The organism is Massilia sp. H6 (assembly GCF_024802625.1).
Lineage (GTDB): Bacteria > Pseudomonadota > Gammaproteobacteria > Burkholderiales > Burkholderiaceae_D > Telluria.
Window position 1 is genome coordinate 1,187,341 of the sequence record NZ_CP103371.1, and the last position, 22,916, is coordinate 1,210,256.

The following is a 22,916-nucleotide window of genomic DNA, read 5'->3' on the forward strand; positions in this document are numbered from 1 at the left end:
AATGTCGACACACTTTGGTTGTCCGAAACTATACTGTGTAGTGAGCCATAACGAATACTGGGGATAAGGTGTTGTCAAAATTGATGATTCTGGCAGGAGCTTTTTTGGTGGGCCTTGGAGGTATTTACATTGGGCACCGAATTGAGGGTGAAATGTCTATGATCGCGATTGTTGCATTCGCTATCGGCATTATTTGGTTGTCGCAGGCGCCTGTAGTTGCATTGCGCGAACGCGTACAGGAATTAGAGTCGAAGTTGGGCGGCAGTTCGTCAGTTGACAATGCATAACCGTCCGCTTTGGGGCCAGGCTGTGTAAAAACGTGAGATCCGCGTGTTTTCAGGGGTCGCTTCACCATTTCCGGCATCGAGAAAACGCCATGGCGCGCGTTTTAAGTGGTCGCGTGCCGTCGGCATGGCGGCGACTTCGCGTTTTTACACAGCCTGGGGCGGTTCCTGCCCTTCGTGACCGTCCGAGACTTTTTTGTCCTAGCAAGATTCTAAGCTGAGCTGAACGGCCGGCTTCGGCCAACAGCGGACGTTCATACAGAAGCAGGCACTGTCAAACTATGAAAGGAAATCGGGTGATAAACATTGCTTATTCGGCTGTAAAAGTCCTGATTCTTGCTAGTGTCGGGTCCGTGTTCGCACCGATTAATGCGGGGGCTAGCGACAAGAGTACTCCGGTCGAGACCACTGCCGAAGCAGCCGGAAACGTTAGGAAGATCTGCGACCGCCCTGAGTACCCTGAACACGAGCTTAAGCAGAATCATCAAGGGGTAACCGGGCTTCGGTTCCTTGTAGGCACGGACGGCTATGTGAAACGGGCAGTAATCCACAAATCATCCGGTTACCCAGCACTGGATGAGGCTGCGCTCGTAGGACTCTCTAAGTGCCGCTTTAAACCCCTCTTGGAGGATGGAAAAGCTGTCGAGAAATGGCTTCCGATTCAATACGTCTGGAAACCATAAAGAAGACCAAGTGTCCGCTTCGGGTCGATTCCGGTCGGTCGTGATCGTCCGTTACTTTTCCAGACTGACACAGTGCTATGCTGAGCCGAACGGCCGGGTTCGGCAACAAGCAGACTCTAACGCTGTCTTCCTTGGAGAACTATGTACCCGCTAGCAGCGATTTTCAGCGCAGCTCTTACATCAATCGCAATCGCCATTGCGTTGTCGCTGAGTCCTAATCTCTACTCGTTCTCAGGGATAGTCGTACCGATTTTTGCCGCAGTAGGGGGCACGAGTTTAGTTTTGGGCTTTGTTCTAGGGCGAGCCCTGCTACTTCCCTCGATAGTCGCAGAATGCCTTGTCCTGATCATAGGTTGGCTATCAACGCTGCTTTACGCAACACAGGCGTATTTGCAAAGCTCCGTCCTCGCCCTTGCTGCAGGATTCGCGAAAGTCAGCGTCGGTTATCTGACCGGATCTCGCCTTCGATCCAGTCTCAACTCCATTAAGCGACATCAGGTGAAATGACAGCTTTGGGTCGGATCCGGTCCTTCATGACCGTCCGCGATCTTACAACCCTGGCGACCTACTAAGCTGGGCTTAAAGGCCCATCCGCCAGAATCGGTCGGCTCCACAGGAGAGCTAGTGGCAGCCTTGATTATTAGCCAACACCTACGGCTACCGGCGAAGGCGGGAACACTGCCATGGGCATTGTTCTCCCCCCCCAATTTTGCATGCGCACACTGAGCGTCAACGAACACCGCCAACGCCCGATTTACGCCTTCGCCAACTCCAGTTCGCCACCACGCGCGCCATTGCCCGCATAACGGAACACCGCCAGGTCGTCGGCCCGGATCTCCGGCTGCTTGCCGCTGACCAGGTCGGCGATCACGCTGGCCGAGCCGCAGGCCATGGTCCAGCCCAGGGTGCCGTGGCCGGTGTTGAGGAACAGGTTGCGCAGCGGCGTGGCGCCGACCACCGGGGTGCTGTCGGGGGTCATCGGGCGCAGGCCGGTCCAGAACACGGCGCGGCTGGTGTCGCCGGCGCCCGGGAACAGGTCGTTGACGACCATTTCCAGGGTCTCGCGGCGGGCCGGGTTCAGGGTGGTGCTGTAGCCAGAGATTTCAGCCATGCCGCCCACCCGGATGCGGTCGTCGAAGCGGGTCACCGCGATCTTGTAGGTCTCGTCGAGGATGGTCGATACCGGAGCGCGGCTGGGCTCCAGGACCGGCACCGTGATCGAATATCCTTTGAGCGGGTAGACCGGCACGTCGACCAGGCCCTTGAGCAGCAGGCGCGAATAGCTGCCCAGCGCCAGCACGTAGCGGTCGCTCGTAAGTACGCCCTTGGCGGTCTGCACGCCAGTGATCTCGCCACCGCTCGTGTGCAGCGCGTCGATGCTGGTGTCGAACTCGAAGCGCACGCCGAGGTCGCGCGCCATCGCGGTCAGGCGGGTGGTGAACAGCTGGCAGTCGCCGGTCTCGTCGTTTGGCAGGCGCAGGCCGCCGACCAGCGAGGCGTGCGCGCCCAGCGCCGGCTCGGCCCGGGCCAGGTCGCGGCCGGTAAGCAGCTCGTACTCGACGCCGGCCTGCTGCAAGATGGCGATGTCCTTCGCCGCGTTGTCGAGCTGCTTCTGGGTACGGAACAGCTGCACCGTGCCCTGGTCGCGGCCTTCGTATTCGATGCCGGTTTCAAGGCGCAGTGCGCGGATGCGGTCGCGGCTGTACTCGGCCAGGCGCACCATGCGCTCCTTGTTGACCGCATAGCGCTCGGCGCTGCAGTTGCGCAGCATCTGCCACATCCACTGCAGCTGGAACAGCGAGCCGTCCGGGCGGAACGCCAGCGGCGCATGGCGCTGGAACAACCAGGCCGCGGCCTTGAGCGGAATGCCGGGCGCGGCCCAGGGCGAGGCGTAGCCGGGCGAGATCTGGCCGGCGTTCGCAAAGCTGGTCTCCAGGGCGGGGCCGGGCTGGCGGTCGACGACGGTGACGTCGTGGCCGGCCCTGGCCAGATAATAAGCCGTGGTCACGCCGACCACGCCGCTGCCCAATACGAGAACGCGCATGTAAATTCCTGGAGAAAATGCGGGATTTAGAAAAGATTGCCATCCTACCGCGGGTGGTGGAATAATTGATCCTGTTATTACACCGGTTTTTAGTGATAAATCATGCGCGTCCAGAAGAATTCCAGCCGTGTCCTCGACAAGATCGACCTGCACATCCTGCGCATCTTGCAGGACGATGCGCGCATCGTCATGAAAGACCTGGCCGAGCAGGTGGGCTTGTCGCTGACGCCCTGCATCGAGCGGGTCAAGCGAATGGAGCGCGACGGCGTGATCGCCGGCTACCATGCTCGGATCAATCCGCAGGCGATGGGACTGCAGATCCTGGTGTTCGTGGAGATCACGCTGCACCAGAAATCCGAAAAGGCGTTCGACCGCTTTCGGCGCGCGATGCTGGGCATCGCCGAGGTAATGGAATGCCACCTGGTGTCGGGCGACTTCGATTACCTGATCAAGGCGCGCATCGCCGAAATGTCGGAATACCGCCGGCTGCTGGGAGAGATCCTGCACGTGGCCGACGCCGGCCAGTCGAAGAGCTATGTGGTGATGGAAGAGCTCAAGGAAACGCTGGCGCTGTCGATTCCGCGCTGATAAACGACAGCGTGGGCGCCGGGGCGCCCACGCTGTCAAACATCCCTACCAGGCCATCTTGTTCCAGGTAGCTTCGCCCACCACGCCGTCGGCGGCCAGTCCCTTCGAGGTCTGGAAATTGCGCACCGCGGTCGCCGTGGCCGGGCCAAAGGCGCCGTCCACCGCGATGCCCGCGCCGCTTTCATTGAGCTGGCTTTGCACCGCGCGCACCTTGGCGCCGGAGTCGCCCTGCTGGGTCAGGATGATCAGCGCCGGCCAGGTGGCGTTGCCGACGATGCCGTCCGCGCCCAGGCCATGCGAGGACTGGAAGTTCTTCACCGCGTTCTGGGTGGCGGTATCAAAACTGGCATTGACGGTGAGCGCGTAGCCCCATTGCTGCAGCAGGTACTGGATGGTGCGAACCCGCTCACCGGAATTGCCGTACTGGACCAGCGGCCAGGTAGCGCTGCCGCCACCTCCGCCGCCACTGCTGCCCGCGACCAGCGACTGGTAGCGCGGCCAGTCCCAGCCCGAACCGGGGTCGGTGTGGCTCTGGCTGGCGTAGTTGACGTGGCCCTTGACGTTGTACAGCGAATCGGCCGGCACCGCGTTCCAGCCGCTGCTGCCGTTATAGACCTTCTGCGCCAGGCTGCGCGACGCGAGGATGTCGCGGGTGAGCGCGGCCGAGGCGTTGTACATGGCGGTGGTGTACCAGACCGACGGGTTGGCGACATAGCCCTCGTGCTCGATGCCGACGGTATAGTTGTTCGAGTTCCCCACATGCCAGGCCTTGTCCGATTCGTTCACCATCTGCGTTACCTGGCCGTCCGACGAGCGGATGACGTAGTGCGCGCTGACGCCGGCGCTGCAGTTCTGGAACCACGAGATCGAGCCCGCATACGAGCCCTGGGTGGTATGCACGGCGACATGGCTGATGGCGGCGCTGCGGCTGGAATAATTACAGCTGGCGGCCGGGTTCCAGACGGCCGGCGGATAGTCGGTCGAGGCAAGCGCTGGTTGGACCGACGCAAAAATGCACAGGCTTGCGAGCAAGCCCTTGAACATGGTTTTCATGGTGTCGTCTCCGTGGACTTGTTATTTTTTGGTCGGGCTGTCGTTGAAATCGGGCGCCGAAATCTTCGGGTCGGGCGTGCCGGTTTCGATCGTGATGCGGCGTGCGGACAGTTTTTTCAGCTTGTCCTTGCCGTAGGCTTTCTCCATCTCGACATGCTTCTGGTCGATCTCGAACTTGTCGCTGCGGCGGCCTTGCCGGATCGCGGTCAAGACTTCGTAGCTGTAGATCTGGGCGATCTCGGGCTGGGGAATGCCGCTGTAGCGGGCCACGGCGCTTTCCCAGTCGGCCAGAGGGAAGGCCTTGTTCTTGCGGGCGCCGTGCCGGGCCAGCAGGGCGGCGGCGGCGCGAATATTGGTGCGGGTGTCGGTGGCCGCCTGTTCTGGCGTGACCCGCAGCAGCGCCGCGCCCTGGATCAGGGACTGGCCAAAATGGGCGTCGTTGCGCAGGCCCATGATGCCGTAGCTGATCGGCATGCCGTGGTGCGATTCGACCTCGACCTCGGGCTCGCCGTTGTTCTTGCGCTGGCCCTTGGGCACGTGCGGATGCCAGCGCGTCTCCGCGTAGGCGATCGCTTGCAGCAACTCCACCGGCACGTCGAATTCTTTCGACGCGTCTTTAAAATACTGCTGGTACTGCTTGGCCGACACGGTCAGCTCGGCCGGCTTGCCATCCGCGAATGCGAGCGGCGCGCCTGCCAGGGCGGCGCAGAGCGCGACCAGCAGCCGCGCCTTTACGGTGTGCTTCATTGTTGTCTCCAGTCTTATAGGATATGCCCCGGCGGGGTGCCCGGGCGGGTGCCCAAAAGACGGCTGGAACACGGCGAAACGGCATGCCGCTGCAGGTCTGCTTTTGGCGCATGTCGAGTATATGCACAGTCCTGATCCACAAATCGTAAGAGATTGATTTAAAACAATATTTATGGGAAAAATGAATCGTGCGCAAGACACCCCCCTGAACGCGCCATGAGCCTGGATTAATGGGCATTAAATGGCGGTTATCGCCCCATGCGCCATGCCTGCATTTTCTTATGCCGGCCGTCAGTCGCTGCCCGGCTCGCGGCAGGCGCCGCTGGCAGTACAATATCGAATTCACCATTCTTCGAACACGAGATCGCCATGGCCGTCAATTCCCCCCTGCCAGTTGCAGCAGACCTGAAACCCGTCAACGGTATCGAGATCGGCTATGCCGAAGCCGGCATCAAGAAGCCCAATCGCAAGGACCTGCTGGTGATGAAGCTGGCCGAAGGCGCCACCGTGGCCGGGGTGTTTACCAAGAACCGCTTCTGCGCCGCGCCGGTCCAGGTGAGCCAGGCCAACCTGGCCGCGATGAAGGCGGGCGGCAAGCCGATCCGCGCGCTGGTCGTCAACACCGGTAACGCCAATGCCGGTACCGGCGCATCGGGCCTGGCCAATGCGCAGGCGACGTGTGCCGAAGTGGCAAAGCTGCTCGGCCTGGATGCCCAACAGGTGCTGCCGTTTTCCACCGGCGTGATCCTCGAGCCGCTGCCGCTGCCGAAGATCGTCGCCGGCCTGCCGGCCGCGATCGGCAACCTGACGCTGGATAACTGGTTCAATGCCGCCGAGGCGATCATGACCACCGACACCCAGCCCAAGGCGGCGTCGCGGTGCGTGACCATCGGCGGGCACGCCGTGACCATGACCGGCATCAGCAAGGGCGCCGGCATGATCAGGCCGAACATGGCGACCATGCTCGGCTACCTGGCGCTCGACGCCAGGGTGGCGCAGCCGGTGCTCGACGAACTGGTCAGGCACGCGGCCGACCATTCGTTCAACAGCATCACGATCGACGGCGACACCTCGACCAACGACTCGTTCATCATCGTCGCCACCGGCGCCGGCAGCCTGGTGGTCGATTCGGTCGACTCCCCGGATTACGCCGCTCTGAAAGACGCCGTTACCGACATCTCGCGCAACCTGGCGCAGCAGATCATCCGCGACGGCGAAGGCGCGACCAAGTTCATCACCATCACGGTGGAGCAGGGCCGCAACATCGACGAATGCCGCCAGATCGCCTATGCGATCGCCCACTCGCCGCTGGTGAAGACCGCCTTCTTCGCCTCGGACCCGAACCTGGGCCGCATCCTGGCCGCGGTCGGTTATGCCGGCGTGGACGATCTCGATGTGACCAAGCTCGACCTCTACCTGGACGACGTCTGGGTCGCCAGGGATGGCGGGCGCAATCCGGACTACCAGGAACAAGACGGCCAGCGCGTCATGCAACAGTCCGAGATCACCGTGCGCGTCACGCTCGGACGCGGGCAGGCCGCGGCCACCGTCTGGACCTGCGACCTGTCGCACGACTACGTGACGATCAACGCCGATTACCGTTCGTGACCCCATGACGCCGCTGGAGCAATTCTTGCACCGCGCCGAAGCCCTGCTGGGGCGGCTGGAAGCGGTACTGCCGCCGGGCGCGCCGCGCGAGCCTGACTGGAAACGCAGCGTCGCCTTCCGCTGGCGCAAGCGCGCCAGCGGCGGCGGGCACTTCTTGCAGCCGGTGCTGCATGCCTCGACCATCCGCCTGGAAGACTTGCAGCACGTCGATGCGCAAAAGCGCCAGATCGAGCAGAACACCCGCCAGTTCGTGGCGCGCCGACCGGCCAACAACGTGCTCTTGACCGGCGCGCGTGGCACCGGCAAGTCGTCGCTGATAAAGGCCTGCCTGAACGACTTTGCCGGCCAGGGCCTGCGCCTGATCGAGGTCGACAAGGCCGACCTGGCCGATCTGCCCGACATCGTCGACCTGGTGGCGGGGCGTCCGGAGCGCTTCGTGGTGTTCTGCGACGACCTGTCGTTCGAAGAAGGCGAAGCCGGCTACAAGGCGCTGAAAGTGGCCCTCGATGGCAGCATCGCGGCGCAGTCGGACAATGTGCTGATCTACGCCACGTCGAACCGGCGCCACCTGATGCCCGAGAAGCTGTCGGACAACGCCAGCTACCGCCACGGCGAAGATGGCGACCTGCATCCCGGAGAGACAGTGGAAGAGCGCATTTCGCTGTCGGAGCGCTTCGGCCTGTGGCTGTCGTTCTATCCGTTCAGGCAGGACGACTATCTCGGCATCGTCGGGCACTGGCTGGCCAGCTTGGGCTGTACGCCGCAGCAGATCGAGGCGGCGCGGCCGGCGGCGCTGCAATGGGCCTTGCAGCGCGGTTCGCGCTCGGGGCGCGTGGCCTGGCAGTTTGCGAAAGACTATGCCGGCAAAATGCCGGACGATGGAAACAATGAGTAAAGCACCAGCAACACCGATCGACGTTGCAGTTGGCATCCTGATGCGCCCCAACGGCGACGTGCTGCTGGGCCAGCGGCCCGAGGGCAAGCCCTATGCGGGCTATTGGGAATTTCCGGGCGGGAAGGTCGAGGCGGGCGAGGATATCTTTCACGCCCTGCAGCGCGAGTTCGTCGAGGAACTGGGCGTGCGGGTGCTCAGCGGAGAACCATGGTGCTGCGTCGAGCACGTGTACGAGCACGCCCATGTACGCCTGTATTTCTACATCTGCCGCGCCTGGGAAGGCGAGCCGCAAGGCCTGGAAGGGCAGGCCTTTGCCTGGCAGGGCGCGTACAGCGTGGCGCCGCTGCTGCCAGCGACCATTCCGCTGCTGGAGTGGCTGGACCGGGTGCGCTTCGCACCGCGGCAAGCTTGACGGCGCCGAGGCCGGCGCAGTCAGTCGTCTGCCAGCGGATCTTTCAGTGTCTCGCTCGGGGCCGCGCCGGGTATCGTGTATTTTTCTTCGGCCCAGGCGCCGAGGTCGATCTGCTTGCAGCGTTCGGAGCAGAACGGGCGGAATTTGTTGGCAGGGGTCCATTCGACCTTCTTGCCACAGGTTGGGCACGCAACGACAGTCATACCATTACCAATCAAGAATCAAGCATCAGAAATTACACAGGGTCAGCTCGAAGGGCACGTCTGCTTCGAGTGCCTTGGGCTTGCAGTCGCCGTCCTGGCTGGTGAAGCGCACCCACAGCATGTATTTGTTGGCCGAGATCTCGGGGATCGCGCCCAGCGTCTCGTCGATCGACAAACGCAGCATCTGGTAGACCTTACCTTGCAGCATCTGCTGATAGCTGCCGCCACTGGCGAGCATCGCCGCCGGCGCGCCCGAGTCGCGCAGCAGGCGCAGCACCAGCGACAGCGCCTCGAACAGCGGCGCCAGCGGCGCGAACCACTTCATGATGTCGGCCTGGCGCTGGGCGCCCGGGCGTTGCTGCCATGCGTGGTAAGAGGGCAAATCGAATTCGGATGCGCCGCCGGGGATGATGGTGCGTCCGCGGATGCTCATCAGCCATTCGTTGTCGCGCACGTTCTGGCCGGTACGCCCCTGCGCCGCGACCAGGGCGCCGCCCACGCTATCGAGCTCGGCCAGTACGGCGTCGAGCGCCTCGGCCGCCACGTTCGGATTGCTGCGGTAGGCCATCAGGCTTTGCTTCTGGCGTTCGAGTTCCTGCAGCAAATCGGATTTCAGGTCGGCGCGCCCGGCCACTTCCAGCATGTCGAATATCGTGGCGAGTGCGACGTGATGCTGCATCGGATGTTCCTGATGCGCGAAGAACTTGAATTTTTCGTACAAGTCTTCCAGCCGTAACAACGTGCGAATCCGCTCGTTGAAAGGATATTCGTAGACGATCAAAGTAACATTCCCTTGGATGTGGGCTGGAGAGCAACCCTGTGATTCTGAACCATGCAGCGCAAAATTACAAATCCTGCATCGACTTGACGAGTTTTCATCCGGCCAGGCGCAAGTACTGGGCGTGCAGGGCGAGCACCTGGGGGCGCAGCGCGTCGAGCCCGTCGTCGTTGACGATGATGTCGTCGGCCGCCGCGCGCCGCTGTTCGCGGCTGGCCTGGGCCGCCATGATCGCGCGTACCTGCGTTTCGCTCAAGCCGTTGCGGGCCATGACGCGGGCGATCTGCACGTGTTCCGGGCAATCGATCGCCAGCACCCGCGTGACCCGTTCGCGCCACTGGCCCGATTCGATCAGCAGCGGCACCACGAACATCACATAGGCGCCGCCGGCGATGCTGGCCGCGGCCTGCGTGGCAGCGCGGATGCGTGGATGCAAGATGTTTTCAAGGCGCGCCCGCGCACTGGCATCGGCAAAGACCAGCTCGCGCATCCGGGCGCGGTCGAGGGCGCCGCTTGGGGTGGCGAAGTCGTCGCCGAACTCGGCCAGCAGGGCCGGCATCGCCGCACCGTGCGGCGCGGTGAGCGCATGGGCGATCTCGTCGGTGTCGATGACCGATGCGCCAAGGGCGGCGAACATGTCGGCCACGGTGGTCTTGCCGCAGCCGATGCCGCCGGTCAGGCCGACCGAGAACGCCGTGCTAGGTGGGTTGGCCATCTCAAGCCACCAGCACGCCTTGCAGCCACGCGCTGATGGCGCTGCCGTAGAGCAGGGCGATCAGGCCGGCGGCTGCCAGGTAGGGGCCGAAAGGAATCGGCTTGTCGCGCCCGCGCTTGGCGAACACGATCAGGCTGATGCCTACTACTGCGCCGACCACCGAAGAGAGCAGGATAATGGTCGGCAGCATGGCCCAGCCCAGCCAGGCCCCCAGCGCCGCCAGCAGCTTGAAGTCGCCATAGCCCATGCCTTCCTTGCCGGTGACCAGCTTGAACAGCCAGTACACCGCCCACAGCACCAGGTAGCCGGCAGCGGCGCCGATCACCGCGTCCTGCAGCGGCACAAAGGTGCCATGCAGGTTCACCAGCAGGCCGGCCCACAGCAGCGGATAGGTCAGGTCGTCCGGCAGCAGCTGGGTGTCGACGTCGATGAAGGTCATGGCCACCAGCAGGAACAGGAACAGCAATGTGGCCAGTCCCGCCATGCCGCTGCCGAAGGTCCATACCAGCACGCCTGCCAGGGTTCCGGTAAGCAGTTCGACGGCCGGATAGCGCGCCGAGATCGGCGCCTTGCAGTTGCTGCACTTGCCGCGCAGCGCCAGCCAGCTGATGACCGGGATGTTTTCCAGCGCCGTGATCTGGTGGCTGCAATGCGGGCAGCTCGAGCGCGGCACCATCAGGTTGTAGCGCTCCTGGTGGGGCGCCGGCTTGCCGCTTTCCTGGGCCACGTAATTGTCGGATTCGCGCTGCATCATCCGGGGGATGCGGTGGATGACCACGTTCAGGAAGCTGCCGACGAGCAGCCCGAACAGGGCTGCCACGAGGGTGGCCGCCAGCGTGGCAGGCGGCGCGAACAGGATGGATTCCGGGGGCATGGCGGCAAGGTCCAATCAGGTAAACAGAAAAAAGATTCTTTACATCAACCTATTGTAGAGGTTTCGCCGCGATTTGGCGAAGCCTGCAGGGGTGGTTGGGCGCAGAACAATGCGGCGAGGGCAGGCGGCGCCGGGGTGACGACGTCGCCTGCTGCACCGCTGCGCACGTCGAAGCTGCGCCGGTACTGCGCCGGCGACTGCCCGGCGAGCCGCTTGAACAGGGTACTGAAGCTTGCCACGTCGCCGTAGCCGACGCGTTCGGTGATCTGTGCCACGCTCAGCGCCCTCGATTCGAGCAGCCGTTTCGCGGTGTTGATGCGTTCGCCCTGCAGATACGCCAGCGGCGTCTGCCCCGTTTGCGCCTTGAAGCGGCGCAGCAGGGTGCGGGCGCTGACGTGAAAGGCGGCGGCCAGGGCAGCGAGATCGTACGGTTCGGCCAGGCGCTCGCCGAGCCAGCGCTGCACATTTTCAGAGAAGCAGCCAGACGGCTTTGCGATCAGGCCGGTGTCGACGTAGGGCGCCTGGCTCACGCGCCGATGCAGCATCGCCATGCGCTCCACGGCCCGCGCTTGCCTGGGCGTAGCCGCCTCGTGGATCAGCTGCATGGCCAGGTCGAAGGTGGCGGTAAACGCCCCGGTGGTGGTCACGCCCCCGTCTTCGACCACCATCGCAGCGGCATCGACCCGCGCCAGCGGAAAGCGGCGCGCGAGGTCGGCGGCGAACATCCACGAAGTAGTGGCGCGGCGCCCGTCCAACAGGCCCGCTTCGGCCACCAGAAAGGCGCCCACGCACATCGATGCAACTGGCGCGCCATGCGCAAAGGCGCGCCTGATCGCCCTGACTTCTCCCGCCAGGTGTTCTTGCGGATGGGTACAGCCATGGCGATCGCCGATGTCCATTCCCGGTATGACGAGCAGGTTGTGCGAGACCCGAAACTTGCGAGTGCCGATCGCCAGGCCGCCGGCGGCGCGCACGGTACCTCCTGCAAGGCTGGTGACGCGGACCTCGAACAAGGGCTCGGCCGCCGCGCCGGCCATGGCTGCGGCGACGCGGTTGGCCAGCAGCAGCGTGTCGCACAGGCCGAACACTTCCATGCCCATACAGCCAGCGTAGGCCAGCACATCGATTTTTCTGGTTGTCATTTGGCCATATTGCCATGATTTTTAGCGATATGGCCAATGTCATCGACGTTGAAAGCAGGGGAAAATCGCTGTTATCGACGCCACCAGCCCCATTTTGAAAGGAAGTCATCCATGCGCATCACCCAGTTGCGAAACGCCACCATCATTGTGCACGTCGGTCGGTACAACATTCTGGTCGACCCAATGTTGGCACGCAAGGATGCGCTGCCACCGCTGCGCCTGTTCGTGCGCCGGCGCCTGCGCAACCCGACCGTGGAACTGCCCGCCAATGCGGCTTCGGCCCTGGACACCGTGACCCACTGCCTGATCACGCATTGCCAGAAAGGGCATTTCGATCATCTCGATCGTGCTGCGAAGCATTGGCTGCGCGAGCGACAGATTCCCGTGATCTGCACGCCGCACGACCTTGCGCACCTGAGCGCGCGCGGTCTGCATGTGCTGCCGCTGGCGGCAGACCACGCACAGCCGCAAGCTTTCCTGGGCGGCCAGATCCGCACCGTGCGCTGCACCCATGGCCTTGGCCTGGTCGGTACCGTGATGGAACACGGGGTTGGCTATTTTATCGAGATGCCGGGCGAACCGAGCCTGTACCTGTCGGGCGACACGGTATTGACCGACGAGGTGCGCCAGTTCGTCCGGCGCCACCAGCCGCAGGTGTGCGTGGTGCCGGCCGGTGGCGCGCATTTCGACCTTGGCGGCGACATCATCATGGGAACGGACGAGGTCATTGAATTGACGCGCATCGCCAGCGGGCGCGTACTGGCCAACCACCTGGAAGCCCTGAGTCACTGCCCGGTGCAGCGCGCCCAGTTGCGCAGCGCCGCGCAGCGAGCCGGCGTGGCGGGGCGCTTGTCGATTCCGCAAGACGGCGAGACGATCGCTTTCGAGCCCTGGAAGGCGGTTGCCTAGATGCAGCATGAATGGCCCAGGCCTGCCCGACTTTAACGAACGAAGGTTTGCGCAAGCGCAAACGGCTGACAAACTCGGGTTGGACTGTTGGAGACCGCGGCGCTGTCGTAGTGATATACCGCGTTGCGGGGCCACACTACGAGGACCATCATGAAAGCCGAATACATCGTCTTGCGCACCAACCAGGGAAATACACGCGATGTCTTTACCGGTGCCGCCACGGGCCGGGACGGGGGCTATCCGCTGGCGCCCGACCCGGCGTCGGCCCAGGATTTCTTGCGTAACATCGGCAATCTGGCGGCATCGCCGAACGACCTGTTCGGTTCCGGAGGCCGCTCTGGCCGGCTGATCGGTGCGCCGGCAGGGTCGGCCATCGGCGCCGAATCGGCGTTTCTGCCCACGCCGGCGCTGACACCTTTCATGGCGGCCCCCGTCCCGGCGGTAAAGATCGAAGTCAAGACGCTTGAACGCAACGCCCTTCCTTATGTATCGAGCGCGGCCGATGTACTGGCAGTGGCCGAATCGGTGCCGATCTCCCTGCTCAAGGAAGTGCACGACATGAGCGGCGCCGTGGCCGTGCCGCTGGCCCTGGGGCATGCGTCGTGGGGCGTGCAAGCGGTGCGCGCCGATACTTCGCCGTATGACGGAAGAGGTATCGTGGTGGCGGTACTGGACACGGGAATCGACCGCACCCACCCGGCATTTGCCGGAATCGAGCTGATCGAAGAAGATTTCACCGACGAAGGCAATGGCGACGTACTCGGCCACGGCACCCACTGCGCCGGCACCATCTTTGGCCGTGCAGGCCCGTTCGGGCGCATCGGCATCGCGCCGGGCGTCCAGCGTGCGCTGATCGGCAAGATCATCGGCAGCAAGGGCGGTGGCACGAGCGCCAGACTGGCCAAGGCGATGGAGTGGGCAGCGGAAAACGGCGCGAACGTGATCTCGATGTCGGTTGGGATCGATTTCACGGCGCTGGCCAAGCGCATGGAGGATCGCCTTCCCGAACGGGTGGCGATGTCGCGCGCGCTCGAGGCCTACCGCGCCACGGTCAGGCTGTTCGAGACCGTCACCCTGTCGATCAAGGCCAAGAGCGTGTTCGGCTCGCCCTCGATCTTCATCGCCGCAGCGGGCAACGACACCGACCGCACGGCCGGACCGGAATACGAGTTGTCGGTCACGCCACCGGCCAATTCCGAAGGCTTCATGTCGGTTGGCGCGGTCGGCCATGCAGAGGGCAACACGAGCAGGATGGCGGTGGCGCGCTTTTCGAACACCGGGCCGAACATCTGCGCGCCGGGCGTGGACATCGTGTCGGCACGCCCGGGGGGCGACCTGGTAGCCATGAGCGGCACCAGCATGGCGGCGCCACATGTGGCCGGGGTCGCCGCCTTGTGGGCGGAAAAGCTGAAGCGGCAAGGGCAGTTGAACGCAATGCTGCTGAGCGCAAACCTGTTCGCGTCGGCCAGTACCGCAGTGTTCGTGCCGGGTTTCGACCTCTATGATACGGGCGCCGGCATGGTGCAGGCGCCGCAGGTGTGACCGCCCGCTTACACCACCGAGCCCAGCTTAAAGATCGGCAAATACATCGCAATCACCAGGCCGCCGATCAGCACGCCCAGGATCACCATGATCAGCGGCTCCATCAGCGATGACAGGCCGGCCACAGCTTCGTCGACTTCTTCTTCGAAGAAGTCGGCCACCTTGCCCAGCATGGCGTCGAGCGAGCCGGATTCTTCGCCGATCTGGACCATCTGGATGACCATGTTGGGGAACACGTTCACGTTCTGCATCGACAGCGTCAGGCTGGTGCCGGTGCTGACCTCGTTCTGGATCTTGCGGGTCGCTTCCAGGTAGACCGCGTTGCCCGAGGCGCCGCCGACCGAGTCGAGCGCTTCGACCAGGGGCACGCCGGCGGCGAACATGGTCGACAGGGTGCGGGTCCAGCGCGCGATGGTGGCCTTGCGAATCACGGCGCCGAAGATCGGCAGGCGCAGCAGGATGCGGTCCATCGCCTGCTGCATCTTGAGCGAGCGTTGCCAGGCCTGGAAGAAGAAATACAGGCCGCCGAAGATCGAGCCGAAGATCAGGTACCACCAGGTGACGAAGAATTCCGAGATCGCCATCACGATCAGGGTTGGCGCCGGCAGGTCGGCGCCGAAGCTCTTGAACACGTCCTTGAAGGCCGGCACCACCCAGATCATGATCACGGCCGTGACCAGGAAGGCGATCGCGAGGATCGAGATCGGGTACATCAGGGCCGACTTGATCTTGGCCTTGATCGCCAGCGTCTTCTCCTTGTAGATCGCCAGGCGGGTGAGCAGGTCTTCCAGGATGCCGGCCTGTTCGCCGGCGCCCACCAGGTTGCAAAACAGCGGGTCGAAGTACAGCGGGTACTTGCGGAACGCGTTGTTCAGGCTGGTGCCGGTCTCGACGTCGTTGCGCAGGTCCATGATCAGCTTGGACATCGACGGATTGCCATGGCCCTTGCCGACGATGTCGAAAGCCTGCAGCAGCGGTACGCCGGCCTTCATCATGGTGGCCAGCTGGCGCGTGAACAGGGTCAGGTCCTTGTCGGTGATCTTCTTGCCGCTGCGGTAGGCCTTTTTCTTGATCTTGGTGACCAGGATGCCCTGGCGACGCAGCGTGACGTTGACGATGGCCTCGCCCCCGGCGCGCAGTTCGCCGCGCACGGTCTTGCCGGTCTTGTCCTTGCCTTCCCAGGCGTAGACCGATTCCTTGACCTGCGCGCCGGCGCGGCTCCGGGATGGTAGGGAGGTTGCCATAAGAATCCTATTCGTTGGTACAGCCGAGCACTTCTTCGAGGCTGGTCAGCCCCTGTTTCACTTTCATCAGGCCCGAGCGGCGCAGCGAATTGACGCCTTCCTTCTCGGCCTGGGCGGCGATTTCCATCGCATTGCCGTGGGTCAGGATCAAGGATTCGATCGCGGGCGTGATCGGCATCAGCTGGTAGATGCCGACCCGGCCCTTGTAGCCCGAGCCGAGGCAGCGGTCGCAGCCCACCGGGCCATAGGGCTTCCAGCCACCGTCGAGGTCGCTGTCGCGGTAGCCGGCCGCCACCAGCGCCTCGCGGCTGGTGTCGAGTGGCTGCTTGCAGGTGCACAGGCGGCGCGCCAGGCGCTGCGCGGTAATCAGGATCACCGACGAGGCAATGTTGAACGGCGCCACGCCCATGTTCATCAGGCGGGTCAGGGTCGACGGCGCGTCGTTGGTGTGCAGCGTCGAAAACACCATGTGGCCGGTCTGGGCAGCCTTGATCGCGATGTCGGCGGTCTCGAGGTCGCGGATCTCGCCGACCATGATGATGTCCGGATCCTGGCGCAAAAACGATTTCAAGGCCACCGGGAAGGTCAGGCCGGCGCGGTCGTTGACGTTCACCTGGTTCACGCCAGGCAGGTTGATCTCGGCCGGGTCTTCCGCGGTCGAGATGTTGATGCCGGGCTTGTTGAGCACGTTCAGGCAGGTGTACAGCGACACGGTCTTGCCCGAGCCGGTCGGGCCGGTGACCAGCACCATGCCGTAGGGGCGCGAGATCGCTTCGAGCAGCATCGCCTTCTGGTCGGCGTCGTAGCCGAGCGCGTCGATGCCCATCTGCGCCTGGGTGGCGTCGAGGATACGCATCACGGTCTTTTCGCCGAACAGCGTCGGCAGGGTCGAGACGCGGAAATCGATGGTGCGGGTCGGGCCCATGATCAGGCGCATGCGGCCGTCCTGGGGCACGCGCTTTTCGGAGATGTCGAGCTTGGCCAGCACCTTGATGCGCGAGACCAGCTTTTCGCGGATCGACAGCGGCGGCGCAGCATGGTCGCGCAGCACGCCGTCCACGCGCAGCCGGATGCGATAGTATTTTTCGTAGGGTTCGAAGTGGATGTCCGAGGCGCCCATCTGCACCGCATCCATCAGAATCTTGTTCAGGAAGCGCACGATCGGCGCGTCCTCGACATCGCTCGGCGCGTCCAGCGGGGCGGCAGCCTGGGTGTCTTCCTCGGCAAATTCAATGGCCGCTTCTTCGCCGGCAAGGTCGTTCAGGCTTTGCTCGGCGCTCTTGGCCAGTCCGGCCAGGAGCTTGAGCAGGATGTCGTGGGCCACGATCACCGGCTCCACCGCCGCTTCGCTCTGGAATTTAATCTGGTCCAGGGCCTGGGTGTTGGTGGGGTCGGACAGCGCCACCGACATCTTGTTGCCGCGCTTGGCCAGGGCAATCACGCGCTGGGCCTGCATCAGCTTGGTGTCGATGGCGGCCAGCGGAAAGGCTTCCGGTGCGAAGCTCGACAGGTCCAGTAGCGGATAGCCGAAGGTCTCGGCGCAGAAGCTCGCCAGGCTGGCCGGGTCGATGATGCCGCTGTCGAGCAGGATGTCGATGAACGCGGTCTTGTCGCTTGCCGCTTTTTTCTGCAGCGCGTCGGCCTGACCCGCGCTCAACCGGCTGGCCTGGACCAGCGCGCGCGCCAGTGCCGGCAGCTGGGCCGACATCTGCGCCGACAATGGCGCGGACAATTGCGTGCCAGTGGTCGAGTTGGGAAAGACTGCTGCCATGGGAGCCGTGGAAAGGGGACGTGAAAAAGCGGAAACGATACCGAAAGGATTGCCTGATGATGCCTACGAGCATCAAATTTGTAAAGGATTTGCTCTGGTGTCGATGCGTGCGTACCACGACAATGGCTCGGCAGGCAAGTGCTTTGTGGTGAGGCCGACAAGGCTTGTGGTGGGGCCGACAAGCATTATGGTGCGAACGACAAGCACCGGCGTTGACGGGGGTGGTGTGTGCGCTGCGCCTGCCAAAATCAACAAGGCCGTGATGGCCGCTGGTAACGGCAATCACGGCCCTTGCCGGTCACCAGCATCGACTGGCAACCGCGACAGACTTTGCGGCTAGCGCAATGCCAGCCGGTTCGGCGCGCCGTTCGAGACTGGCGTTGCCGTCTCGATCTTGAACACCGACAGCGCCACCGTCAGCTGGGTGGTCTGTTCGGTGAGCGATTCGGCGGCCGCCGAGGCTTCTTCGACCAGGGCCGAATTTTGCTGGGTCATTTCGTCGATGCTGCCGATGGCCCGGCCGATCTCGTCGATGCCGGCGCTCTGGCGGGCGCCGGCGGCGCTGATCTCGGCCATGATGGTCTGCACCTTGCGCACCGAGTCCACGATCTGGCCCATGGTCACGCCGGCTTCGTCCACCAGCACGCTGCCGGCCGATACCTTGGCCACCGAGTCGCCAATCAAGCCCTTGATTTCCTTGGCTGCCGCTGCCGAACGCTGCGCCAGGTTGCGCACCTCGCCCGCGACCACCGCGAAGCCGCGGCCCTGTTCGCCGGCGCGCGCCGCTTCGACTGCCGCATTGAGCGCCAGGATATTGGTCTGGAAGGCGATACCGTCAATAACCGAGATGATCTCGACGATCTTGTTGGCCGAGCTGTTGATGTCGCCCATGGTCGTGACCACGCCGCCGACCACTTCGCCGCCGCGGGTGGCGATATTGGTCGCGGTTTCCACCAGCGCATTGGCCTGGCTGGCTGCGCTGGCGTTTTCACGCACGGCGCCGGTCAGTTCTTCCATCGAACGGGTGGTGCGGTCCAGGCTTGCCGCCTGCGATTCGGTACGCTGCGCCAGGTCGGCGTTGCCGCTGGCGATTTCGGCGCTGGCCAGCGCGATGGTGTCGGCCGATGCCTTGATCTCGGCGACCAGGGTCGCCAGGCGGCCGCGCATGTCCTTCAGCGCCACCAGCAGGCTGCTCTTGTCGCCGGCTTCGATACGGATCTCGGTCGACAGGTCGCCCGCGGCCACGGCGCGCGCGATCTCGCGCGCATAGGCCGGTTCGCCGCCGAGCTGGCGCCAGATAGTGCGCACCACAACCCACGACACCAGCGCCAGCGTGGCGATCACCACCAGCGCGGTGAGCAGCATCGCGAGCATGACCTGGTTGACGCTGTTCTTGCTGTCCTCGATGCCGGTGGCGAACTGGCGCTGGGCCGCTTCATTGACCTTGGTCAGGTCGCCGTTGAGGGTCGACAGCGCCGACTGCATCTTGCCGACCACGGCCTGCGGGTCGCCTTCTTCCATTTCGAGCATGATGCGCGCGGCCGACAGGGCCGGCGCATAGTAGGCGTCGAATTCCTTGCCCAGGCGGGTACCGGTGTCGAGCTGGCCCGGAATCGCCTTGAATTTGTCCAGCTTGGCGCGCAGCTTGGTAGCCTGCTCGCCGACCTGGGTGATCTTTTCCTTGTCGCCCTCGGCGACTGCGTCGCGCAAGCTGTCGGTAATGCCCGCGACGTCGAGGATGAGTGCCTTGGAAGCATCGAGCACCGGATAATCGACGCTGGCGGTCGTGGTAATCGACTGGCGCGCGTTGTTGGCGATCATCGTGCTCGCGCCTGCTCCCAGGCCAAAAATAATTGCGGAAATAACGGGCAATGCCCAGATCCTGCGCTTGATGCTCATGCTTGTCTCCAGAATGCGAAAACCGCCGCGGGCGTATTACCGGCGGCGGGTAATGCTAAACGCGCGTCCGCTTATTGTGCTGTGTACACGACTTTGACACTGGCATCGACCGCGCTCTTCTCGATGTAGCCGATGGCCTTCGGGTTGGCGGCGACGGCAGCCTTGACGGCGGCGTTGTCGGCGACTTCCTTCGGCATCGTGGCCTTGCCGGTGAACACCAGCTTCGACCACAGGGCCTTGGCCTGGGCCGCGTCCTTGTCCGCGACCTTCTTGTAGAACTCGGCGCGGATCGGGGCCGAGTCGGCCTGGTCGACCGGCGTCATCGACGACGATTTACCCAGGAAGAACTGGGCGACCTGCTCCTTGCTCAGCGAGGATTCGGCGGCCTTCGGGCTGACCACGACCACGACTTCGGCCAGCGCCGGAGCGGTGGCGAGCACGGTAGCGCAGGCGAACAGGCTTGCAATGATCTTGTTCATGTGTCGTCTCTCCTTAGAAAACGAAATCGAGGGCGACGGCGCCGACGGTGACGGTGTCGTTGAAACCAGGCTGGGCATTGATGAACAGGCCGGCACCATTCTTTGGCTTGATGCGGTCGATCTGTGCCTTCAGTGCCACCGAGCTGGCGAAGTCCCAGCGCACGCCAACCGTGTCGGTGGTACGCTCGCCCTGGCCCACGCCGGTGTTGGGCAGGCGGCGCACGCCGGCGCCAAGCGCCTGCATGGTCGGGGTGCAGGCGGCCGGGAAGCCGGCCGGGCAGGCTGCCGGTACGGTGTTGACGATGGCGCGGTCGATCTTCAGTTCGCTATGGGTGTAGTACGGCAGGAACTTGCCGATACGGTAGCCGGCCATCACATACCACGAGCTGGTGTCGTTGATATAGGTCTTGCTCTTGCGCTTGGCGAACTCGGTCTGGACCACGATGTTGTTCCAGTCCATCGACATGCCCAGCGAACTGAACTGTCCGCGCTTGTCCTTGGCTTCGATTTCGGCAGCCAGCGGGGCCAGCTGCGGGAAACGATAGCCGGCGCCGGCGGCGCGCAGGCCGCTTACCAGGCTGTTGAGCGAGGTCGAATCTTCGATGGTGATGTCGGTAATGGCATGACCGGCGCGCACGATGAACGGGCCATGCTCGGCGCTGACATTCAGGGCGTAGACGTTATCGCCTTCGGCATGGAGGTTGCCCGAGATTGGCGACTTCACGCTGCCATAGGCCAGCTGCGAAGTAACGGTGGTGTCGCCGAATCCGTGCTGCCAGGTGACGTCAAGACCGTCGACGCTGCTGAACGGCACCTGCGAATAGACTTCCGCCGGTGGGCGCAGCATGGTGTTGGCGTAGCCGACGTTGCGGTAATCCGAGATCATGAAGACCGGCAGGCCGACGCGGCCGACGCGAATGCTGACTTCGTCGGAAATACGGAACTTGGCAAACGCCCAGCTCAGTTCGGCGCCGTAGCCGGGTTCTGCATCCTTGCGCACCAGGCCCTGGGCGGTCAGCGAGATCCAGCTATTGACCGGCATGTCGGCTTGCAGGCCGAGGTTCGAGTCGATGCCGGTACGGAAATTCTGCGACGAACCGCTGGCCTGGTTCGGACGGGCGAATTCGGCACCCTTGACGTCAGCATACGTCAGCGCGGCAGTACCGAAGCCACTGACCTTGATGGCAGGAAAGCCGGCGCTTTCTTGCGCGAAGCTCATGGAAGTTGCCAGCGGAAGCGCCAGCAGGGTAGCAATCAAACGTTTTTTCATAATGACTCTTATCGCGCTCAGGGTGCGTTCGTTTCACGGGAAGGAAGGGTGCCGGCAACAGCGCAGGGCTGTCATCAGCGCCGGTACAGGAATCATTCTATCCACTGAGCAATCTTGCCGGGAGGAATTTGATGAAAATGAGGGAATTTGTAGGATAAATACTACATTGCTCTAAAAAATAGAACGTGTCAGGGTCGGCAAGGCTTGCCTGGCCAGCGCCGAAGCCGGCCAGCGTACTCGCCTAGCTGCCGCGGTAGGTAGAGTACGACCAGGGCGTCATGACCAGCGGAACATGGTAGTTCTGGGTGGCGTCGGCCAGGCCGAAGGCAATCACGATCCGGTCCAGGAAGCGCGGCGCGGGCAGGGCAATGCCGCAGGCGGCGAAATAGTCGCCTGCATGAAAGACCAGTTCGTATTGTCCGGCGCGCAAGGCTTCGCCCTCGAGCAGCGCGGCGCCGCAGCGCCCGTCGGTATTGGTCAGGTCGGACTTGACCAGGGTACGGCTGCCGCCATCGACGGCGAACAGCTCGACCTTGACGCCGGCGCCGGGCCGCCCATGGGCGGTGTCGAGGACGTGGGTGGACAGTTTGCCCATGCGGCTTCCCTTTCTGATGGATGAGTTGAACCAGGTAGGCAATCATATACTCTTGTGCGTGCTGCAATATATGATGGCCGATATACCCGCCTCTTGAGCGACCATGGACACCTATTCACACTATCCGCGCGATTTGGCCGGCTACGGCCGCAACCCGCCCCACCCGCAATGGCCGGGCCAGGCCCGGATTGCCCTGCAATTCGTGCTCAACTACGAAGAGGGCGGCGAAAACAGCGTGCTGCATGGCGACGCAGGGTCGGAAACCTTTTTGTCCGAGATCATCGGCGCGGCGAGCTACCCGATGCGCCACATGAGCATGGAGTCGCTCTACGAATACGGGTCGCGCGCCGGCTTGTGGCGGGTGCTGCGCCTGTTCGAGCAGCGCGGCCTGCCGCTGACGGTGTTCGCGGTCGCGATGGCGCTCAAGCGCAATCCCGAGGCGGTGGCGGCTTTTCGCGAACTGGGACACGAGATTGCCTGCCACGGGCTGCGCTGGATTTCTTACCAGCAGATCGATGCGGCCACCGAACGCGCCCACATGGCGCAGGCGGTGGAGATCTTTCGCGAGCTGCTGGGCGCAGCGCCGCTGGGCTGGTACACCGGGCGCGATTCGCCCAATACGCGCAGGCTGGTGGTCGAGCACGGCGGCTTTGCCTACGATGCCGACCACTACGGCGACGACCTGCCGTTCTGGCAACAGGTGGCGGTGGGCGGCCCCGGCGGCGAGCAGTCGTCCCAGCCGCACCTGGTGGTGCCGTACACGCTCGACACCAACGACATGCGCTTTGCCGCCATGCAGGGTTTTAATTCCGGCACCCAGTTTTTCGACTATCTGAAAGACGCTTTCGACGTGCTCTACGCCGAGGGCGACCCGAACGGCCTGGACCAGCCCAAGATGCTGTCGGTCGGCCTGCATTGCCGCCTGGTAGGGCGGCCGGGGCGGGCGGCGGCGCTGGCGCGCTTTCTTGATTACGTGCAGGGCCACCCGCATGTCTGGATCACGCGCCGCATCGATATCGCGCAACACTGGAAAACAGTGCATCCTTGCCCACTATAAGGCTGCCGGGCGATGCATAAGATATGCTTATATATTGATAAGCTTTATATGCAAAATCTTATAGATTGAGTGGCCGGGGGTGGTAGCCTTCCGCCCTCGGCGTATAGCCGCAGACAACCAGACG

The 22,916-nt window shown here is 63.5% G+C and carries 23 protein-coding genes; 9 read left to right on the forward strand and 14 right to left on the reverse strand.

Annotated features, from left to right (window positions below; genetic code table 11):
- The first annotated feature begins 71 nt into the window (after positions 1 to 71).
- Both NRS07_RS05360 and NRS07_RS20335 read left to right on the forward strand, forming a co-directional pair.
- A complete protein-coding gene (locus NRS07_RS05360; protein WP_259211635.1) occupies positions 72 to 287 on the forward strand; it encodes a hypothetical protein in 216 nt (71 codons plus the stop codon).
- Positions 288 to 565: 278 nt separating this feature from the next.
- Complete coding sequence (locus NRS07_RS20335) at positions 566 to 967, forward strand: energy transducer TonB (protein ID WP_373889857.1); 402 nt, start codon at positions 566 to 568, stop codon at positions 965 to 967.
- 754 nt (positions 968 to 1,721) lie between these two features.
- Here NRS07_RS20335 and NRS07_RS05365 read toward each other — a convergent pair.
- Positions 1,722 to 3,011 carry a D-amino acid dehydrogenase gene (locus NRS07_RS05365; protein WP_259211636.1) on the reverse strand — a complete coding sequence of 430 codons (1,290 nt, stop codon included), beginning with the start codon at positions 3,009 to 3,011 and terminating at the stop codon, positions 1,722 to 1,724.
- A gap of 102 nt (positions 3,012 to 3,113) precedes the next feature.
- On the opposite strand from NRS07_RS05365, the gene NRS07_RS05370 reads away from it, so the two are divergent.
- Complete coding sequence (locus tag NRS07_RS05370) at positions 3,114 to 3,599, forward strand: winged helix-turn-helix transcriptional regulator (RefSeq protein ID WP_259211637.1); 486 nt, start codon at positions 3,114 to 3,116, stop codon at positions 3,597 to 3,599.
- A gap of 45 nt (positions 3,600 to 3,644) precedes the next feature.
- On the opposite strand, the gene NRS07_RS05375 is transcribed toward NRS07_RS05370, so the two are convergent.
- Together NRS07_RS05375 and NRS07_RS05380 are read right to left on the reverse strand one after the other, a co-directional pair.
- Positions 3,645 to 4,652, reverse strand: coding sequence for an N-acetylmuramoyl-L-alanine amidase (locus NRS07_RS05375; RefSeq protein ID WP_259211639.1), 1,008 nt, complete (start codon positions 4,650 to 4,652; stop codon positions 3,645 to 3,647).
- Positions 4,653 to 4,673: 21 nt separating this feature from the next.
- Positions 4,674 to 5,399 (reverse strand): transglycosylase SLT domain-containing protein, encoded by a 726-nt coding sequence (locus tag NRS07_RS05380; RefSeq protein ID WP_259211641.1) that lies wholly within the window; start codon positions 5,397 to 5,399, stop codon positions 4,674 to 4,676.
- 369 nt (positions 5,400 to 5,768) lie between these two features.
- Between NRS07_RS05380 and argJ the strand changes: the two genes are divergently transcribed.
- From argJ to NRS07_RS05395, 3 genes are read left to right on the forward strand one after another with little or no spacing between them, the layout of a single operon-like run.
- Entirely contained in the window at positions 5,769 to 7,007 is a 1,239-nt protein-coding gene (argJ, locus tag NRS07_RS05385; RefSeq protein WP_259211642.1) for a bifunctional glutamate N-acetyltransferase/amino-acid acetyltransferase ArgJ, read from the forward strand.
- A 4-nt stretch (positions 7,008 to 7,011) separates the two neighbouring features.
- On the forward strand, positions 7,012 to 7,902 hold the full coding sequence (locus NRS07_RS05390) for an ATP-binding protein (protein ID WP_259211644.1): 891 nt from the start codon (positions 7,012 to 7,014) through the stop codon (positions 7,900 to 7,902).
- Positions 7,895 to 8,314 carry an NUDIX domain-containing protein gene (locus tag NRS07_RS05395; RefSeq protein WP_259211646.1) on the forward strand — a complete coding sequence of 140 codons (420 nt, stop codon included), beginning with the start codon at positions 7,895 to 7,897 and terminating at the stop codon, positions 8,312 to 8,314. Before NRS07_RS05390 ends, NRS07_RS05395 begins: the two co-directional genes overlap by 8 nt.
- Before the next feature lie 20 nt (positions 8,315 to 8,334).
- Here NRS07_RS05395 and yacG read toward each other — a convergent pair whose 3' ends face one another.
- The 5 genes from yacG to NRS07_RS05420 all read right to left on the reverse strand — a co-directional run bounded on the left by yacG (position 8,335) and on the right by NRS07_RS05420 (position 12,026).
- Positions 8,335 to 8,517, reverse strand: a complete 183-nt coding sequence (yacG, locus tag NRS07_RS05400) for a DNA gyrase inhibitor YacG (protein ID WP_259211647.1) — start codon at positions 8,515 to 8,517, stop codon at positions 8,335 to 8,337.
- Positions 8,518 to 8,542: 25 nt separating this feature from the next.
- Positions 8,543 to 9,298, reverse strand: coding sequence for a cell division protein ZapD (gene zapD, locus NRS07_RS05405; protein ID WP_259211648.1), 756 nt, complete (start codon positions 9,296 to 9,298; stop codon positions 8,543 to 8,545).
- Between the two features lie 94 nt (positions 9,299 to 9,392).
- Positions 9,393 to 10,010, reverse strand: a complete 618-nt coding sequence (gene coaE, locus NRS07_RS05410) for a dephospho-CoA kinase (RefSeq protein ID WP_259211650.1) — start codon at positions 10,008 to 10,010, stop codon at positions 9,393 to 9,395.
- 1 nt (position 10,011) lies between these two features.
- The gene (locus NRS07_RS05415; protein WP_259211652.1) at positions 10,012 to 10,884 is read right to left on the reverse strand and encodes an A24 family peptidase; all 873 of its coding nucleotides are present in this window, start codon (positions 10,882 to 10,884) and stop codon (positions 10,012 to 10,014) included.
- 44 nt (positions 10,885 to 10,928) lie between these two features.
- On the reverse strand, positions 10,929 to 12,026 hold the full coding sequence (locus NRS07_RS05420; protein ID WP_259211654.1) for a GlxA family transcriptional regulator: 1,098 nt from the start codon (positions 12,024 to 12,026) through the stop codon (positions 10,929 to 10,931).
- Between the two features lie 111 nt (positions 12,027 to 12,137).
- Between NRS07_RS05420 and NRS07_RS05425 the strand changes: the two genes are divergently transcribed.
- Positions 12,138 to 12,935, forward strand: coding sequence for an MBL fold metallo-hydrolase (locus NRS07_RS05425; RefSeq protein ID WP_259211655.1), 798 nt, complete (start codon positions 12,138 to 12,140; stop codon positions 12,933 to 12,935).
- Between the two features lie 150 nt (positions 12,936 to 13,085).
- The gene (locus NRS07_RS05430; RefSeq protein ID WP_259211656.1) at positions 13,086 to 14,477 is read left to right on the forward strand and encodes a S8 family serine peptidase; all 1,392 of its coding nucleotides are present in this window, start codon (positions 13,086 to 13,088) and stop codon (positions 14,475 to 14,477) included.
- 8 nt (positions 14,478 to 14,485) lie between these two features.
- On the opposite strand, the gene NRS07_RS05435 is transcribed toward NRS07_RS05430, so the two are convergent.
- The 6 genes from NRS07_RS05435 to uraH form a co-directional block, all read right to left on the reverse strand.
- Complete coding sequence (locus NRS07_RS05435) at positions 14,486 to 15,721, reverse strand: type II secretion system F family protein (RefSeq protein WP_259211658.1); 1,236 nt, start codon at positions 15,719 to 15,721, stop codon at positions 14,486 to 14,488.
- 7 nt (positions 15,722 to 15,728) lie between these two features.
- Positions 15,729 to 17,492: a type IV-A pilus assembly ATPase PilB gene (gene pilB / locus NRS07_RS05440; RefSeq protein WP_259211659.1), complete on the reverse strand. Its 1,764-nt coding sequence runs from the start codon at positions 17,490 to 17,492 to the stop codon at positions 15,729 to 15,731.
- A gap of 336 nt (positions 17,493 to 17,828) precedes the next feature.
- Positions 17,829 to 19,391: a methyl-accepting chemotaxis protein gene (locus NRS07_RS05445; RefSeq protein WP_259211660.1), complete on the reverse strand. Its 1,563-nt coding sequence runs from the start codon at positions 19,389 to 19,391 to the stop codon at positions 17,829 to 17,831.
- Between the two features lie 71 nt (positions 19,392 to 19,462).
- Positions 19,463 to 19,870 carry a hypothetical protein gene (locus NRS07_RS05450; protein WP_259211661.1) on the reverse strand — a complete coding sequence of 136 codons (408 nt, stop codon included), beginning with the start codon at positions 19,868 to 19,870 and terminating at the stop codon, positions 19,463 to 19,465.
- A gap of 13 nt (positions 19,871 to 19,883) precedes the next feature.
- Positions 19,884 to 21,140: a porin gene (locus NRS07_RS05455; protein ID WP_259211662.1), complete on the reverse strand. Its 1,257-nt coding sequence runs from the start codon at positions 21,138 to 21,140 to the stop codon at positions 19,884 to 19,886.
- A 241-nt stretch (positions 21,141 to 21,381) separates the two neighbouring features.
- Entirely contained in the window at positions 21,382 to 21,735 is a 354-nt protein-coding gene (uraH, locus tag NRS07_RS05460; RefSeq protein WP_259211663.1) for a hydroxyisourate hydrolase, read from the reverse strand.
- Positions 21,736 to 21,838: 103 nt separating this feature from the next.
- On the opposite strand from uraH, the gene puuE reads away from it, so the two are divergent.
- Positions 21,839 to 22,792, forward strand: coding sequence for an allantoinase PuuE (puuE, locus tag NRS07_RS05465; protein WP_259211665.1), 954 nt, complete (start codon positions 21,839 to 21,841; stop codon positions 22,790 to 22,792).
- The last annotated feature ends 124 nt before the right edge of the window (positions 22,793 to 22,916 follow it).

Bases quoted from the DNA above. Each gene is read 5' to 3' on its own strand.
- NRS07_RS20335 (WP_373889857.1), top strand. From the start codon at position 566: ATGAAAGGAAATCGGGTGATAAACATTGCTTATTCGGCTGTAAAAGTC.
- NRS07_RS05365 (WP_259211636.1), bottom strand. From the start codon at position 3,011: ATGCGCGTTCTCGTATTGGGCAGCGGCGTGGTCGGCGTGACCACGGCT.
- NRS07_RS05370 (WP_259211637.1), top strand. From the start codon at position 3,114: ATGCGCGTCCAGAAGAATTCCAGCCGTGTCCTCGACAAGATCGACCTG.
- NRS07_RS05375 (WP_259211639.1), bottom strand. From the start codon at position 4,652: ATGAAAACCATGTTCAAGGGCTTGCTCGCAAGCCTGTGCATTTTTGCG.
- NRS07_RS05380 (WP_259211641.1), bottom strand. From the start codon at position 5,399: ATGAAGCACACCGTAAAGGCGCGGCTGCTGGTCGCGCTCTGCGCCGCC.
- argJ (WP_259211642.1), top strand. From the start codon at position 5,769: ATGGCCGTCAATTCCCCCCTGCCAGTTGCAGCAGACCTGAAACCCGTC.
- NRS07_RS05390 (WP_259211644.1), top strand. From the start codon at position 7,012: ATGACGCCGCTGGAGCAATTCTTGCACCGCGCCGAAGCCCTGCTGGGG.
- NRS07_RS05395 (WP_259211646.1), top strand. From the start codon at position 7,895: ATGAGTAAAGCACCAGCAACACCGATCGACGTTGCAGTTGGCATCCTG.
- yacG (WP_259211647.1), bottom strand. From the start codon at position 8,517: ATGACTGTCGTTGCGTGCCCAACCTGTGGCAAGAAGGTCGAATGGACC.
- coaE (WP_259211650.1), bottom strand. From the start codon at position 10,010: ATGGCCAACCCACCTAGCACGGCGTTCTCGGTCGGCCTGACCGGCGGC.
- NRS07_RS05415 (WP_259211652.1), bottom strand. From the start codon at position 10,884: ATGCCCCCGGAATCCATCCTGTTCGCGCCGCCTGCCACGCTGGCGGCC.
- NRS07_RS05420 (WP_259211654.1), bottom strand. From the start codon at position 12,026: ATGACAACCAGAAAAATCGATGTGCTGGCCTACGCTGGCTGTATGGGC.
- NRS07_RS05425 (WP_259211655.1), top strand. From the start codon at position 12,138: ATGCGCATCACCCAGTTGCGAAACGCCACCATCATTGTGCACGTCGGT.
- NRS07_RS05430 (WP_259211656.1), top strand. From the start codon at position 13,086: ATGAAAGCCGAATACATCGTCTTGCGCACCAACCAGGGAAATACACGC.
- NRS07_RS05435 (WP_259211658.1), bottom strand. From the start codon at position 15,721: ATGGCAACCTCCCTACCATCCCGGAGCCGCGCCGGCGCGCAGGTCAAG.
- pilB (WP_259211659.1), bottom strand. From the start codon at position 17,492: ATGGCAGCAGTCTTTCCCAACTCGACCACTGGCACGCAATTGTCCGCG.
- NRS07_RS05445 (WP_259211660.1), bottom strand. From the start codon at position 19,391: ATGAGCATCAAGCGCAGGATCTGGGCATTGCCCGTTATTTCCGCAATT.
- NRS07_RS05450 (WP_259211661.1), bottom strand. From the start codon at position 19,870: ATGAACAAGATCATTGCAAGCCTGTTCGCCTGCGCTACCGTGCTCGCC.
- NRS07_RS05455 (WP_259211662.1), bottom strand. From the start codon at position 21,140: ATGAAAAAACGTTTGATTGCTACCCTGCTGGCGCTTCCGCTGGCAACT.
- uraH (WP_259211663.1), bottom strand. From the start codon at position 21,735: ATGGGCAAACTGTCCACCCACGTCCTCGACACCGCCCATGGGCGGCCC.
- puuE (WP_259211665.1), top strand. From the start codon at position 21,839: ATGGACACCTATTCACACTATCCGCGCGATTTGGCCGGCTACGGCCGC.